Here is a 13,751-nt window from a genome sequence, read left to right on the forward strand (position 1 = left end):
GGGCGGCTCGCCAGCCGCCGCGCACGCCGCGTGCAAGGCCGCGATCGCCGAGGCCGGGCTGGCGCACACCTACCGCAAGCGCAGCGGGTACTCGGTGGGGATCGCGTTCGCGCCGGACTGGGGCGAGGGGCATCTGCTCTCCCTCGGCGAGAACGAGGTGAAACTGTTCGAGGCGGGGATGGTCGTGCACGTGGTGCCCACACTGCGGATCGGCGGTGTCGCGGGCATCGGCCTGTCGGCGACCGTGCTGCTCACCGAGACCGGCCACGAGGTGCTGACCTCGTGCGAGATCGGGCCGCAGCGGTGAGCGAGCCGTCAGCGTCCCGAAATATGGAGTCGAGCGTCAGTGCGGCCGGGTCCCCGGTCGCGGCGGGTGACTACGCGACCGCGCGGGTCGCGGGCGGGTTCGTGTTCACCGCCGGTATGACTCCGCGCACGGATGACGGCGTGCTCGAACCGGGTGTCGTCGGTGTCGACATGAGCGTCGAACGTGCCCGTGAGCTGGCCGGATACGCGGCTCGCCGGGCGGTTGCCGCGGCGAGGGACGCGGCCGGCGATTCGCTGGACGGCGTGGTCGGTCTCACCGTGTACCTGCGCACGGCGCCCGAGTTCACCGCGCACAGCGCCGTCGCCGACGGCGCGACCGAAGCGTTGCGGTCCGAGGTGGGCGGTGCCGCACCAGCGCGTGCCGCTGTCGGCGTGGCAAGCCTGCCTTCCGGCGCGGCCGTGGAGGTGTCAGCCGTATTCACCACGCGCCACTGAGTCCGCCGTGCGAACGTCGCGGCTGGATACGCGGATTCGGACAAGCGCGCCGGCGGGGGTTCCCGGGTACACGTGAACCCGTTGGACCCGACTCCGGGGAGGGAGCGGGATGGTTACCCGAAACCTGTTGAGCGCGAATTCTTTCGGCGCGTGGAGGCAGGGGCGGGCACGGTTCGTGACGCGCGGGGTCAGGAGACTGCGGCATGGGGGTAGCTCGCTGCCGAGGAGGAGTTGGCGCGGGCCGAGGCGATCGGCGCGGACGTCGGGCCGGGCACTGCCGAAGTACTCGGCTGCATTCGCCACCCCGGGGACAGCGCCTCCGTCAGATTCCGTTTGATCGTGCGCACGGTCCGGCTGTCGTCGATGCGGGGTAGCAGCTTGTCGCGGAGCGACTGGACGAATTGCCGCCGGGTGATACCGAAGGTCACCAGTAGTTCCTCGGCGCCTGCCCCGCCGAACGGCGCCCACTGGATCGCGAACCGGATCAGCGTCTTCCCGTCCGCGTCGATCGATCGCGCGGTAGCCAGGAGGTCGCACTGATGCAAGCACGACCGGACCCATGTCGGGTCGTAGGGCTTTTCCTGTGACGGTCCGGCCGCCGGTTTCGGCCGTTTCCGATCGTCCACGGACAGGCTCAGCGACCTGCCGGATCCGGCGGGAACTCTCGTCATCGGCGATGTGGATCGTGCATATCGGGAACTATCGGTGATGGTCGACGGATTGCTCGGGTTCATGGGCTAGTCCTGCACTGATTGCGTGGGCAAATGTCGAGTTACAGTCTTGCTTCGAGTGAGTGCCATCACATCGGTAGATCTACCCAGTGCATACCTATTCCTCTATCCGTGGCCCCTCTCCCTGTATCCGTGACCATCGAGACGTCGGCGCCGTGCGCCGGTCCGCTGGTAATGGGGTCCGGCCGCGATCACCGGGCCGCGGCCGCCGTGGTGACCCTGGGGAGCGGATCGGCGATGCCGAAGCGCGCCCGCACTGTGGCCTGCGGATATCGGTTGTCGAACGCTCCCGCGGCGCGCAGGAGGGGGATCACCTCGTCGACGAAGACGCGCAGATCGGCGGGGAGTACCGGCGGCTGCACGGTGTAACCGTCCACGATGCCCTCGCGCCACCAATCCAGGATCTGCGCGGCGACCTCGGCGGGAGTGCCGATCACCAGCCGATGGCCGCCCTCGGCGCGGCGGGCCAGTTGCCGCAGCGTCAACGATTCGGAGGCGGCCAGGTCGTGCACCGACTGAGTGAAACCGATCGGGGATTGTTGATCCTCGGATGCGGTGAACAGGTCCGGGTCCACGACGGTGTCCAACCCGACGCGCGCCGCCGAAACGCCCAGCCGCGCGGCGAAGGCGTGCACCAGCGCCGTCTCGTCGGCGTGACCGTTGAGTTGTTCGTGGCGGCGCAATGCCTGTTCGGTGCTGTCGGCGACGATCGGGACCAGGCCGGGCAGCAGCCGGATCGATTCCGGGTCGCGGTCGTGCGCGACAGCGCGGGCGCGCAGCCGATCGCCGAATTCGCGTGCGGCCTGTTTGCCCAGTAGCGAGGCGTAGACCAAGTCCGCGTGCCGTCCTGCCAGATCGATACCGGCCGGTGAACCGCCCGCCTGCGCGATCAGCGGATACCCCTGCGGTCCCGCCGGAACGTTGAGCGGGCCGCGGACATCGAAGAATTCGCCGTGATGGTCGATCGGCGTCGCGGTGTGACCGTCCCACAGCGGGTCACCGGGCCGGGCCGGATCGTCGATGGCGTGCAGATTCCAGCTGCCCCACAGCTGCCTGACCACCTCCACGAACTCGTCGGCGCGGCGATAACGTTCGGCGCGCGGCGGCAGCGGGGCCGCGCCGAAATTCGCCGCGATGTCGGGGTTGAAGCTCGAAACCACGTTCCAGATCACCCGCCCGCCGGAGATGTGGTCCAGACTCGCCAGCCGTCGGGCCAGGTTGTACGGGGAGTTGTAGGAACTGGACGCGGTGATCACGAAGCCGATATCGGGCACCCGGGCGGCCAGCGCGGTGAACAGCACGATGGGATCGAGCGAATGCAGCGGCCGGGCGGTGTTGACCGCTTGCAGGGCGGGATGATCGGAGAGGAATATCGCGTCGAACGTGCCCTGATGTGCCAGCCGCGCGATATCGAGATAGTGCTCGAAGGACAGGAAGCGGTCCCAACGCGCGTCGGGGTCGGACCACGATTGGCCACTGTAGCCGGTGCTGTTGACTCCCACATTCAGGAAGAGTCTGCGAAAACCCATGTCGTCCTACCTCTTTCGGCCCCTGCCATCACTGTGTGCCGATGACGCGCGGAGCCGCAATCTCCGGGATCACCGTGATCGCAAGGGTGTCTTCACGGCGGCCGGAACGATCCGGTTCCGATCGTTCAGATTCGCTTCATGGACGGTGTAGGAGATCTCGCCGATCGCAACTCTCGGAACGCTCCCGTCCACGGCCTAGCCTGACCGGAGTCTCACGAGCGCTGACCCGGCGAGCCACGGCTGTGCCGTCCGGTCCTCAATGAATCGAAATAGGATGTCACACAACAGAATTCATCGACGTATCGGCGCTCTTGCGCTCGCGCTGGTCACCGCCGCGACGCTGGCCGGATGCGCCGCCCCGGCGCGGCACGTCGCGGCCGCCGACGACAACGCCACCCCTGTCGCGGGCGGAACTCTGCGCTTCGGCGTCCTGGATGCCCCGGCGAATCTCGATCCGCATTCGGGGAGTTCGTATCCGGAATCGCTGATCACCAGCAACGTCACCGACAAGCTGGTCCATCAGAATGCGAAGACCGGGGCGCTCGAGCCGTGGCTGGCCACCTCATGGCAGTACAACGACAACCTCACCCAGTTCACCTTCCATCTTCGCAACGACGTGACCTTCAGTGACGGAACGAAATTCACCGCCGATTCGGTGAAGGAGAATTTCGATCTGCTCGGCCGCGGCGATCCGAAACTCGGCATCGTCCCGGTGACCGCCTACTGGGTGGGATATCAGGGCACCGAGGTGCTCGACCCGTTCACCGCGCGGGTGAGCTTCGACCGGCCCAGTGCCGGATTCCTGCAGGCGCTGTCGCTGTATTTCTCCGGGATCGTGGCACATTCGACGCTGATACTGCCCAAGCAACAGCGCAGTCTGGCACAGAACGTGATCGGGACCGGTCCGTTCACGATCGCCGAGCACATCTATCAGCAGAAGACCGTGCTGAAGAAACGGCCCGGATATCACTGGGCCCCGGCGAGCCTGAAACACAATGGCGACGCATATCTGGACGCCGTCGAAATCGACGTCATTCCCGAGGCCGGGGTGCGCACCGGCGCACTGCGCGCGGGCACGGTCGACGCCATCCTCGATGTGAACAACACCGACGAGGCCCCCTTGGCGGCACAGGGCTACCGGATCGCACCGCAGCTCATTCCCGGCCGCGACATCTCTCTGGACTTCAAGACCGACCGCTTCCCGACCGACGACAAGGCGGTACGCCAGGCCGTGCAATGGGGTTGGAGCCGCGATGCCCTGGTGAAGACGGTCCTGACCTCGAGTTACAAGGTCTCCACCTCGGTGGTGTCGCAGCGGGTGCCCGGATATGTCGATTTCTCGCACGACCTGCGCGAGGATCAGGCCAAGGCCGAACAGGCTCTGGAGGCCGACGGCTGGCACAAGGGTCCCGACGGAATCCGGGTAAAGGACGGCCGGCGTTTGCAGCTCGATCTGCTGGGCATCGACAATCTGGTCAACAACAAGCCCGCCTATCAGCTCATCCAGCAGGACCTGCGCAAGATCGGCATCGATCTGCAGCTCAACGTGCTGCCGATTCCGGACTACACCGCGGCCAGCACCCAGAAGGGGCGCTGGAACATCGTGGCGGCCAATCAGAGTCGCGCCGATATCGCCGTGCTCCAGCAGGTGTACTCGCCGCAGTACGGCAATATGTCCGCACTCGCTCCCGGTCCGGTAGCGGACGAGGCGGTGGCGAAACTCGGCGCGTTGAGCAGGACCCTCGATCCCGACGCGCGGGCGAAGGCCGCGCAGGAGGCGCAGCGGTTCCTGCTCGACGAGCAGGTGCTCACCGCACCGGTCTACAACCCGGCGCAGGTGACCGCCGCGAGTCCCAAGGTGCACAACATCGGCTACGAGGCGCAGTCGCGAAATGTCTTCTACGACACGTGGATCGAACCGAGGTAACGCCGTGCTGCGCTATGTGGCGGCGAAGATCGCACAGGCCGTATTCGTGGTGTGGGGCGCTTACACGGTGACCTTCGCGCTGTTGTACGTACTGCCCTACGACGCGGTCGACCTGCTGTTCGACCCGTCCGAAGGCGATCTGGTCACCGCCGGTGACAAGCAGCGGGCGCGGGTGTACTACGGGCTGGACCGCTCACTGCTGGGCCAGTACCTGCATCGGCTCGGCCAGGCCGTGCACGGCGATTTCGGGCGGTCCACTCGGACCGGGCAGAACGCCTGGTCGATGATCACCGACGTGCTGCCGCAGACCGCGGTGCTGGCGGTCACCGCGCTGATTCTGGCGCTCGTGCTGGCGGCCGTCGTGGCGATCGTGGCGGCCTACACCCGATGGCGATGGCTGGCGGAATTCTTCGCCACCTTGCCGGCGGCAGGGGTATCGGTACCGGTATTCCTGGTGGGATTGGCTGTGCTGCAAGTATTCTCGTTCCGGCTGGGCTGGTTCCCGCCGATCGGCAACGACGGCGTCGCCACGCTGGTACTGCCCGCGATCACCCTGGCGATCCCGGTGTCGGCGCCGATCGCGCGGCTGCTGCTGGAGAATCTCGACAGCGGCCTGCGCGCCGGATACGTGACGGTCTCGCTGGCCAAGGGGGCGACCCGGCTGTGGGTGCTGGTGCGCGAGGTGCTGCGCAATGCGGCAATGCCCGCGCTGACCATCGCCGGGGTGACCTTCGGCAATCTGCTCGCGGGCGCGGTGATCGTCGAAACCGTCTTCTCCCGTTCGGGTTTGGGCCGTCTGACCGAAACCGCGGTGCGCACCCAGGACATCGCGGTGGTCCAGGGCGTGGTCGTGCTGGCGGCGGTCGTCTTCGTGGTGGTGAATCTGGTGGTCGATCTGATCTATCCGCTGCTGGACCCGCGGTTGCGGGCCCGGCTCTACGCGGGGAGCGCGCGATGAGCCTGCTGAAAGCGCTCGATGTCGACGTCGCCGACCCCGGTGCGACCGCGCCGCGCACCCGCGTGTTGCGTGCGGTGCGCGCCGGGCTCGCCCGGCCCGGACTGGTACTGGCCTGGCTGATTGTCCTCGTGGTGATCGGGTGGGCGCTCGCGCCGTCCTGGTTCACCGGGAGCAGCCCGCTCGACGGCGATCCGGATTCGGGATTCCTGCCGCCGTCCTTCACGCATCCGTTCGGCACCGACCGGCTCGGGCGCGACCTGCTCGCGCGGGCGATCTACGGCACGTCGACGACGTTGGGCGCGACGCTGCTCGCGGTGGCCATCGGCTTCCTCATCGGCTCGGCGATCGGACTGCTCAGCGGGATCATCGGCGGTCGCCCCGACGCCGCGGTCATGCGTTGCGTGGATGTGCTGCTGTCGATTCCGGCGTTGCTGCTGGCCATGACCGTGGTGACCGCGCTGGGGTATGGAACGGTCAATATCGCTGTCGCGGTGGGCACTTCGGCGGTCGCCTCCTTCGCGCGAGTGATGCGCTCACAGGTACTGACCGTGGCCGGAAGCGATTTCGTCGCGGCCGCCTACGGTTCCGGGGCCGGTTTCGTCCGCGTGGTGCTGCGGCATGTGCTGCCGAATTCCATCCAGGCGGTGCTGTCCCTGGCCGCGCTGGAATGCGGTTCGGCGGTGCTGGCTGTCGCGGCGCTGGGCTTTCTCGGCTACGGCGCGCCGCCGCCGCAGCCGGAGTGGGGACTCGCGGTCGCCGAGGGCCGGGACTTCCTGGCCACCTACCCGTGGATCGCACTGTGCCCCGGCGTCCTGATCGCCGTGGCAGTGCTGTCGGTGAATCGAATCGGCCGGGCGTTGGGAGAACGACGTTGACGAATACCGGACCTCTGCTGCGGATCGATGATCTGCGCGTGCGCTATCGGGACACCGCCGCACCGGCGGTGGACGGGGTGTCGCTCGAGGTGGGGGCGGGTGAATTCGTCTCTGTCGTAGGCGAATCCGGCTCCGGCAAGAGCACCACCGTCCATGCCGCGCTCCGGCTGCTGCCACCCTCGGCGCAGGTGCGGGCGCGGGCGTTGGAGATCGGCGGGCAGGACGTCTCGACGTGGAGCGATCGGCGCCTGGCCCGGGTGCGGGGACCGGTGGTCGGGTTCGTCCCGCAGGATCCCGGGACGTCGCTCAATCCGGTGAAGCCGGTCGGTAGACAGGTACTCGAGGCGCTGCGCCTGCACCGGCGCGCCGACGCTGGGCGGCAGATCGCGGTCGAGAAATTGGCCGCGGCGGGATTGCCCGACCCGGAGCGGGTCTACGACCGCTATCCGCACGAGCTGTCCGGCGGGATGAAGCAGCGGGTGCTGATCGCGATCGCCCTGGCGAACGATCCGGCACTGCTGGTCGCCGACGAACCGACCTCCGCGCTGGATGTCACCGTGCAGAAGCGAATCCTGGACCGGCTCAACGTCTTACGTGACACGCTCGGTCTCGGCGTACTGCTGGTCACGCACGATCTCGGGGTGGCGGCCGAACGATCGGATCGACTGGTGGTGATGCGGCGCGGCCGCATCGTCGAGCAGGGCGCGGCGGGAGCACTGCTGAGCGCCCCCGCACACGAGTACACCCGCAGGCTGCTGGCCGCCGCACCCGCGGCGCATTCCGGCCGGTTGACCTCGTTGCGGGCGGTCGCGGTGCGCGCCCCGGCAGACGCGCCCGCGACCGTATTGCGGGTGACGGGGTTGTCGAAGAACTTCGGCGGGGGCGTGCGGGCGGTGGACGAGCTGTCGCTCGAGGTCCGCGCCGGAACCACCCATGCGATCGTCGGGGAATCGGGCGCGGGGAAATCGACGGTGGCCCGTCTGGTGGTCGGACTGATTCGGCCCGATGCCGGTGCGGTGTGGCTGGACGGTGAGCGCATCGACGGCCCGCGACGCCGGTCGCGGGCGCTGCGGCAGAAGATCCAGATGGTGTACCAGAATCCGTACACCTCGCTGGATCCCCGGTTCACGGTGGCCGACATCATCGCCGAGCCGCTGCTGGCATTCGGACTGATCCGCGATCGCGCCGCGCGCCGACGCCGGGTCGCCGAGCTGCTGGACGCGGTGGCGCTGGATCGCGGCCAGTCGCGGCGGCGGCCCGGTGAGCTGTCGGGCGGTCAGCGCCAGCGGGTCGCGATCGCGCGCGCTCTGGCGGCCGGGCCTCGGGTGGTGGTGTTGGACGAGGCGGTGTCGGCGCTGGACGTGTCGGTGCAGGCGCAGATCCTGCAACTGCTGACGGACCTACAGGCCGAACACGGATTGACCTACGTGTTCATCACACACGATCTGGGCGTGGTCCGGTTGATCGCCGACGACGTGACCGTGATGCGGAGTGGTAGCGTCGTCGAATCTGGTTCGGTGACAACGGTTTTCGAGACACCCACGACCGAATACACCCGGACGCTGCTGGCAGCGGTACCGGGTGCGGCCCTTGCGGTGCCGGTCTCGGCCTGAACGACAGTGTCTTCCGAGAGAAAGTGACAGCACAGCGCATGACATCCCGTTATCTCGGGCGGACCGGTGTTCTGGTCAGCCCACTCACCTTGGGCGCCATGAATTTCGGAGCCTGGGCCAATCAGGACAGTGACGACGCGATCCGGATCATCCACCGGGCGTTGGATTCCGGTATCACCGTGGTCGACACCGCCGATGTGTACTCCCAGGGGGAAAGCGAGCAGATCGTCGGCAAGGCTCTGGCCGACCGCCGTGACCAGGTGGTGCTGGCCACCAAATTCCACGCGCAGATCGGCAGCGACCCGAATTCCCGCGGCAATTCCCGTCGCTGGATCCTGCGCGCGGTCGAGGACAGTCTGCGCCGGCTGCGCACCGACTACATCGATCTGTATCAGATCCACCGCCCCGATCCCGAGGTCCCGCTGGAGGAAACCCTCTGGGCGCTGGACGATCTCGTCACCGCGGGCAAGATCCGCTACTACGGCACCACGACCTTCGAACCGCACCAGTTGGTGGAGGCGCAGTGGGTGGCGCAGGACCGGCAGCTGCGCGGTCCAGTCACCGAGCAGCCGCCGTATTCGATTCTGGCTCGCGGCGCCGAGCGCGCCACGCTGCCGATCGCGCAGCGGTACGGATTGGGCGTGCTGCCCTGGAGTCCCCTGGCCGGTGGCTGGTTGTCGGGCCGCTACCGCGGCGGCGCGGACGCGCCCGCCTCCTCCAGGCTCGAGCGTCAGCCGCATCGGCACGATCCCACGCTGACGGTCAATCAGCGCAAACGGCTCGTCGCCGAGGAACTCGGCGGACTGGCCGACGAGGCCGGTCTGTCTCTGGTGCAGCTGGCCTTGGCGTTCGTCTTGCAGCATCCTGCCGTCAGCTCGGTAATCATCGGGCCGCGCACCGCGGAACAGTTGGACGGTCAGCTGGGCGCGGTGGATGTGCGATTGAGTGCCGATGTCCTGGACCGCATCGATGAGATCGTCGCCCCCGGGGTGACGATCAGCCCCGCCGACGAAGGTTATCTACCGCCGTCGCTGGTCGATTCCGCCACCCGCCGCCACCTTTCCGGAGCTCACCGATGACCCTTTCCGACCTGCGTACCCTCGGCCGCACCGGGGTGCGGATCAGCCCATTCGTGTTGGGCGCCATGAACTTCGGGGCTCGGGGCAATACCGGCCACGACGAATCGATCGAGCTGATTCATCGCGCGCTCGACGCCGGAATCAACACCATCGATACCGCCGACACCTATTCCCGCGGCGAATCGGAGATCATCGTCGGCAAGGCGCTGGCCGGTCGCCGCGACGAGGTGATCCTGGCCAGTAAGTTCCACAATCCGGTCGACGACGATCCGGCGCACCGCGGCAATTCCCGGCGCTGGATCATCCGGGCGGTGGAGGATTCGCTGCGCCGCCTGGGCGTCGATCATCTGGATCTGTATCAGGTGCACCGTCCCGAATCGGTCACCGCCGTCGAGGAGACGGTGGGCACACTCGATGATCTGGTCCGGTCGGGCAAGATTCGCTACTACGGCACCTCGGTGTTCTCGCCCGCGGAATTGATCGAGGTGCAGTGGGCGGCCGATCGGCGGCGATTGCGCCGGGCGGTCAGCGAGCAGGTGCCGTATTCGCTGCTGGTGCGCGGCATCGAACGCGAAACCCTGCCCATCGCAAGGAAATACGGGCTCGGTGTGCTGACCTACGGTCCGCTGGCGGCAGGCTGGCTGACCGGCAACTACCGCCTCGGAGCCGCGCAGCCGCTCTCGCGCCGGGCCGACCTGATCCCGGGCCGCTTCGATATCGACGCCCCGGCCAACGCCCTCAAACTGGCCGCCGCCGACGCACTGGCCCGGCTGGCCGAGGAGGCCGGACTGAACCTTATCGACTTGGCGATCGGTTTCGCGGCTGCGCATCCGGACGTGTCGGGCATCATCATCGGCCCGCGCACCCGCGCCCATCTCGACACCTAGCTACGCGCCGCGGACGTGACACTCGAACCGGACGTGCTGGACCGCATCGACGAAATCGTCCCGCCCGGAACGTATTTCAACGAACGCGACACCGGCAAGATCCCCGACGCCCTCGCCGACCCGAAATTGCGTCGCTCGGCCTGAGCGCCGCGTCGGTCCGTCCGCTCCGGCAGCATCCGGAGCGGACGATCGAAGGGCAGACTCGGCGTGCCCGCACATCGTCATCAATATCAAAATCCCCGCATCGGCCACTGCGACCGCATACCCGTCTCGCGCCAATACGACCGGTCCGGAATCGGCGGAAAGACGCTGCACGGCAACGTCAACCGGTTCGCGGACCCCAATCACCGGCAGCGGCGGATCGAGGTGGTCGGTCACCGGATCGGCGTCGGGCGCGGCGGCGAGCCGCGACGCCGACACCGCGCCGAGGATCTCCGCGATCACCGCATGTCCGGCACTCTTGCGCGCCAGGCGGACCGGTAGTGCGGTGGCGTCGCCGAGCAGCTCGCGCGCCCGGCCCACCGACACATCCGACGGTATGAACATGTGGGCGGGCTCATCGGCCGGGAGCTGCGCGACCTCGCCCACGGTCGGTCCAGTCCGAGATTTTCCCCGCGCTGGGCGATCAAACGGTGGCGTCGCTCTGGCAACGCCGGTCGTCATCGCGTCAGGAGTGTTTGCCGCCAATCAGCGAATCGCCGACGCATTGCAGTGATGAGCTCGGCCGGGGTGTCGTACTCGGCGAATGCGTCGTCGGTGATCTGGGTGAGTGCGCCGAGTGCATCGGCGAACATTCGAAAATCGAAGCCGCTGTCAGCGCTCTGGGCATTTTGTTTGCGACGGCGTCGTCGGGGTGTAGGACCGGTCCGATGTCGAGTAGAACCGGTGGGTGTGCACGCCAGTCGGCCGACAGTTCCAGTTTGTCCGTGGTGGCATCGGGTTCGGCAGGGGCGGCGACCAATAGGCGGGCGAAGGTGTCGCCGCTCATCGTCGTGGTGACCACGTATCCGTGCTGTTCGAGGGCGGTGATGACGGCCTCGACCGCCCCGGTGAAGTCGGCTCGACGATGCCAGTCGGTGAACAGGTCTACGTCGCCGCTGGGGCGGTTCCCCATTCCGTGGGCGCGGATGGCGTAGCCGCCGGCGAGGGCGAATCCTTATGCCGAGGCCAGTCGGCTGAGCTGGGCGAGTTCGGGGAAACGGGATTCCCAGGCGCGCTTGATCTGTAGCGGAAGCCAGATGTAGGACCAGAGCCGTTTGAGGACTGCTTCGTCGAGGTACGTGTACAGGTCGGTCGGGCTGGCTGCTTCGTTGATAACTGTGCGGTAGAGGTCGACGATTCTGCCGGGCCGGTCGAGGTCGTACTCGGCGTGGCCGGACCAGTCGAGATGCGTCGGGAGGTTGACGATGCCACTGGTCGGGCCTGTGAGCAGGTGCAGATCGTCGGGTACCGCTACAGGCTTGTGGTACCCCGGCTTGTCGTGCGCGAGCTCCGGCATCATTCCCTCCTCGTGGGATGTTCTCTGGTAGTCAGCCTACCGTCGACGTAGGACGGTCTGAGACAAGCTCTCGGCACTGGGCGCGCACCGGACGGTGCAGTCACGCTTATCGAATCGTTTAGTTCAACTGAACCTTTTCATGCGCCAATCATCAACCGACGCTTAGGGTTTCGATCAGCGTGAGCGGACCCGTCGCTTTCCGGCAAAGCGAGTGGTGCACTGTGAGGACCACTCGACGAAAGATCCCCAAACGCAATGAGGAATATTCGATTCCGCACGCTCATGGCCGTCGCCGCGGTTGCCGCCGTACTCGCCGGATGCGGTGATTCATCCTCGTCCGGCGAGGAATCGGCCGGTCCGCCCGTCTACGGCGGGACGTTGCAGTTCTACGATCCGATTCAGTACAACGCCTGGACGCCCACCAATTCGATCTGGTCCAACAGTCAGGTCACCAATAATCTGGCCGACCGGCTGACCTGGCAGGACCCGAAAACCGGCGCCATCGAACCGTGGCTGGCGAGTTCGTGGCAGATCGGCCCGGACAAATTGAGCTATACCTTCCATCTGCGTCCGGGCGTCACCTTCAGCAACGGCGACCCGGTGGACGCTGCCATTGTGAAGGCCAATTACGATCAGCACGGTTTCGGTGACGCGAAACTCGGAATTCCGCCGGACACGTTCTTCTCCGACTATCAGGGCGCCGAGGTGCTCGACCCGCTCACGGTACGGATCTCGTTCACCAAGCCGAATGCCGGATTCTTGCAGGTCGCCTCCACTTATCGCGCCGGTTCCATTTTGGCCCGCCCCTTCCTGGACAAGGATCTCAACGGTCAGGGACAGGCCCGCAACTGGATCGGGTCCGGTCCGTTCGTGGTCGAATCCGTCGACGGCACAACGGGTATCACGCTCAAACGCCGCGACGACTACAACTGGGCGCCGACGGGTTCGCGTCATCAGGGCAAGGCGTATCTGGAGCGGATCGTGTTCAAGACCGTCCCCGAGGCGGGTACCCGGGTCGGTGCGCTGCAATCCGGTCAGGCGCAGATCGCCCGCAACATCGCGCCCTACGACGAGGACACCGTCACCTCCGGCGGCGGTCACATCGAGGCGTTCCCGGTGCAGGGAGAGACCAATAAACTTGCGGCCCAGCTGAATTCGGCGACGCCGATCACCGACGAGAATGTGCGCCTGGCGTTGCAGGCGGCCACGGACCGCGACGAGATCAACCGGACCGTACTCTCGCCCAGCTATCCGGTCCCGACCAGCCTGCTGGTCAAGGGCACCCCGGGCCGCGGTGACGCCACCGCATACCTGCGCTACGACCTGAAGAAGGCGGATGCCCTGCTCGACGCGGACGGCTGGAAGAAGGGTGCCGACGGTATCCGGACCAAGAACGGCGCCCGGCTGCACTTCGACATCTGGGTCGCGCCGTACTACCAGGTGTCGCAATCGGTGCTGGAACTGCTTCAGTCGCAATGGAAGAAGGCCGGTGTCGAGCTGACCATCCACAGTGCCTCCCAGACCGAATACGAGGCCGCCGAGGGCGCGCACCGGCCGGACTGGGGACTCGTGCAGGGACAGACCTCGCGCGCCGAACCCGATGTGCTGCGCACCGGATTCGACAGTTCCGCGGCCAACGAACTCGACGAGACGACACCGGACCAGAAATTGAACGATCTGGTGCGGGCGCAGGCATTCGAATTCGATCCCGCGGCGCGCGCGAAGGATGTGCGGGCGATCGAGGACTACGTGTTCTCGCAGGGGTATGTGATTCCGCTCTACGACGAGACCCAGGTGTTCGGCCTCGCGTCGAGCGTGCACGGCTTCGCGACCGAATCGACCGCTCGCAGCTGGCTTTACGACACCTGGCTGTCGAAGTAGGAGGGAATGCC

General features: G+C 66.9%; 13 protein-coding genes and 3 pseudogenes. 11 read left to right on the top strand and 5 right to left on the bottom strand.

The window, feature by feature from the left end:
* The 3 genes and pseudogenes from NM2_RS32405 to NM2_RS49520 form a co-directional block, all read left to right on the top strand.
* Positions 1–307 (top strand): M24 family metallopeptidase (locus tag NM2_RS32405; protein ID WP_157121443.1); only part of this gene is annotated, 307 nt, incomplete at its 5' end.
* 23 nt (positions 308–330) lie between these two features.
* Complete coding sequence (locus NM2_RS32410; protein WP_067676919.1) at positions 331–762, top strand: RidA family protein; 432 nt, start codon at positions 331–333, stop codon at positions 760–762.
* A 57-nt stretch (positions 763–819) separates the two neighbouring features.
* A pseudogene (locus tag NM2_RS49520) lies at positions 820–975 on the top strand (23S rRNA (adenine(2503)-C(2))-methyltransferase RlmN); the annotation flags it as partial.
* On the opposite strand, the gene NM2_RS32415 reads toward NM2_RS49520, so the two are convergent.
* Together NM2_RS32415 and NM2_RS32420 are read right to left on the bottom strand one after the other, a co-directional pair.
* Positions 951–1,433, bottom strand: a complete 483-nt coding sequence (locus NM2_RS32415) for a hypothetical protein (RefSeq protein ID WP_157121444.1) — start codon at positions 1,431–1,433, stop codon at positions 951–953. The pseudogene NM2_RS49520 and the gene NM2_RS32415 sit on opposite strands and share 25 nt — an antisense overlap.
* A gap of 251 nt (positions 1,434–1,684) precedes the next feature.
* Positions 1,685–3,022, bottom strand: coding sequence for an NtaA/DmoA family FMN-dependent monooxygenase (locus tag NM2_RS32420; RefSeq protein ID WP_067676922.1), 1,338 nt, complete (start codon positions 3,020–3,022; stop codon positions 1,685–1,687).
* Between the two features lie 274 nt (positions 3,023–3,296).
* On the opposite strand from NM2_RS32420, the gene NM2_RS32425 reads away from it, so the two are divergent.
* From NM2_RS32425 to NM2_RS53485, 7 genes and pseudogenes are all read left to right on the top strand, one after another.
* Entirely contained in the window at positions 3,297–4,949 is a 1,653-nt protein-coding gene (locus NM2_RS32425; protein ID WP_067676924.1) for an ABC transporter substrate-binding protein, read from the top strand.
* Positions 4,950–4,953: 4 nt separating this feature from the next.
* On the top strand, positions 4,954–5,907 hold the full coding sequence (locus tag NM2_RS32430) for an ABC transporter permease (RefSeq protein WP_067676926.1): 954 nt from the start codon (positions 4,954–4,956) through the stop codon (positions 5,905–5,907).
* Complete coding sequence (locus NM2_RS32435) at positions 5,904–6,782, top strand: ABC transporter permease (RefSeq protein ID WP_084531794.1); 879 nt, start codon at positions 5,904–5,906, stop codon at positions 6,780–6,782. The genes NM2_RS32430 and NM2_RS32435 overlap by 4 nt, the downstream gene beginning before the upstream one ends.
* Positions 6,779–8,395 (top strand): dipeptide ABC transporter ATP-binding protein, encoded by a 1,617-nt coding sequence (locus tag NM2_RS32440; RefSeq protein WP_067676928.1) that lies wholly within the window; start codon positions 6,779–6,781, stop codon positions 8,393–8,395. Before NM2_RS32435 ends, NM2_RS32440 begins: the two co-directional genes overlap by 4 nt.
* A gap of 38 nt (positions 8,396–8,433) precedes the next feature.
* Entirely contained in the window at positions 8,434–9,474 is a 1,041-nt protein-coding gene (locus tag NM2_RS32445; RefSeq protein WP_067676930.1) for an aldo/keto reductase, read from the top strand.
* Positions 9,471–10,505: pseudogene (locus NM2_RS32450) on the top strand (aldo/keto reductase). The gene NM2_RS32445 and the pseudogene NM2_RS32450 overlap by 4 nt, the downstream one beginning before the upstream one ends.
* A 63-nt stretch (positions 10,506–10,568) precedes the next feature.
* Positions 10,569–10,844 carry a hypothetical protein gene (locus NM2_RS53485; protein ID WP_067676932.1) on the top strand — a complete coding sequence of 92 codons (276 nt, stop codon included), beginning with the start codon at positions 10,569–10,571 and terminating at the stop codon, positions 10,842–10,844.
* 176 nt (positions 10,845–11,020) lie between these two features.
* On the opposite strand, the gene NM2_RS52675 is transcribed toward NM2_RS53485, so the two are convergent.
* The 3 genes and pseudogenes from NM2_RS52675 to NM2_RS51050 form a co-directional block, all read right to left on the bottom strand.
* On the bottom strand, positions 11,021–11,155 hold the full coding sequence (locus tag NM2_RS52675) for a hypothetical protein (RefSeq protein WP_281182558.1): 135 nt from the start codon (positions 11,153–11,155) through the stop codon (positions 11,021–11,023).
* Positions 11,156–11,202: 47 nt separating this feature from the next.
* A pseudogene (locus tag NM2_RS53120) lies at positions 11,203–11,502 on the bottom strand (nucleotidyl transferase AbiEii/AbiGii toxin family protein); the annotation flags it as partial.
* Between the two features lie 15 nt (positions 11,503–11,517).
* Positions 11,518–11,859, bottom strand: coding sequence for a hypothetical protein (locus NM2_RS51050; protein WP_218026037.1), 342 nt, complete (start codon positions 11,857–11,859; stop codon positions 11,518–11,520).
* A 255-nt stretch (positions 11,860–12,114) separates the two neighbouring features.
* Between NM2_RS51050 and NM2_RS32470 the strand changes: the two genes are divergently transcribed.
* Positions 12,115–13,740 carry an ABC transporter substrate-binding protein gene (locus NM2_RS32470; protein WP_067676935.1) on the top strand — a complete coding sequence of 542 codons (1,626 nt, stop codon included), beginning with the start codon at positions 12,115–12,117 and terminating at the stop codon, positions 13,738–13,740.
* The last annotated feature ends 11 nt before the right edge of the window (positions 13,741–13,751 follow it).

Source organism: Nocardia miyunensis NBRC 108239 (assembly GCF_001613065.1).
Lineage (GTDB): Bacteria > Actinomycetota > Actinomycetes > Mycobacteriales > Mycobacteriaceae > Nocardia > Nocardia miyunensis.

Bases quoted from the DNA above. Each gene is read 5' to 3' on its own strand.
- NM2_RS32410 (WP_067676919.1), top strand. From the start codon at position 331: ATGGAGTCGAGCGTCAGTGCGGCCGGGTCCCCGGTCGCGGCGGGTGAC.
- NM2_RS32415 (WP_157121444.1), bottom strand. From the start codon at position 1,433: ATGACGAGAGTTCCCGCCGGATCCGGCAGGTCGCTGAGCCTGTCCGTG.
- NM2_RS32420 (WP_067676922.1), bottom strand. From the start codon at position 3,022: ATGGGTTTTCGCAGACTCTTCCTGAATGTGGGAGTCAACAGCACCGGC.
- NM2_RS32425 (WP_067676924.1), top strand. From the start codon at position 3,297: ATGTCACACAACAGAATTCATCGACGTATCGGCGCTCTTGCGCTCGCG.
- NM2_RS32435 (WP_084531794.1), top strand. From the start codon at position 5,904: ATGAGCCTGCTGAAAGCGCTCGATGTCGACGTCGCCGACCCCGGTGCG.
- NM2_RS32445 (WP_067676930.1), top strand. From the start codon at position 8,434: ATGACATCCCGTTATCTCGGGCGGACCGGTGTTCTGGTCAGCCCACTC.
- NM2_RS52675 (WP_281182558.1), bottom strand. From the start codon at position 11,155: ATGTTCGCCGATGCACTCGGCGCACTCACCCAGATCACCGACGACGCA.
- NM2_RS51050 (WP_218026037.1), bottom strand. From the start codon at position 11,859: ATGCCGGAGCTCGCGCACGACAAGCCGGGGTACCACAAGCCTGTAGCG.
- NM2_RS32470 (WP_067676935.1), top strand. From the start codon at position 12,115: ATGAGGAATATTCGATTCCGCACGCTCATGGCCGTCGCCGCGGTTGCC.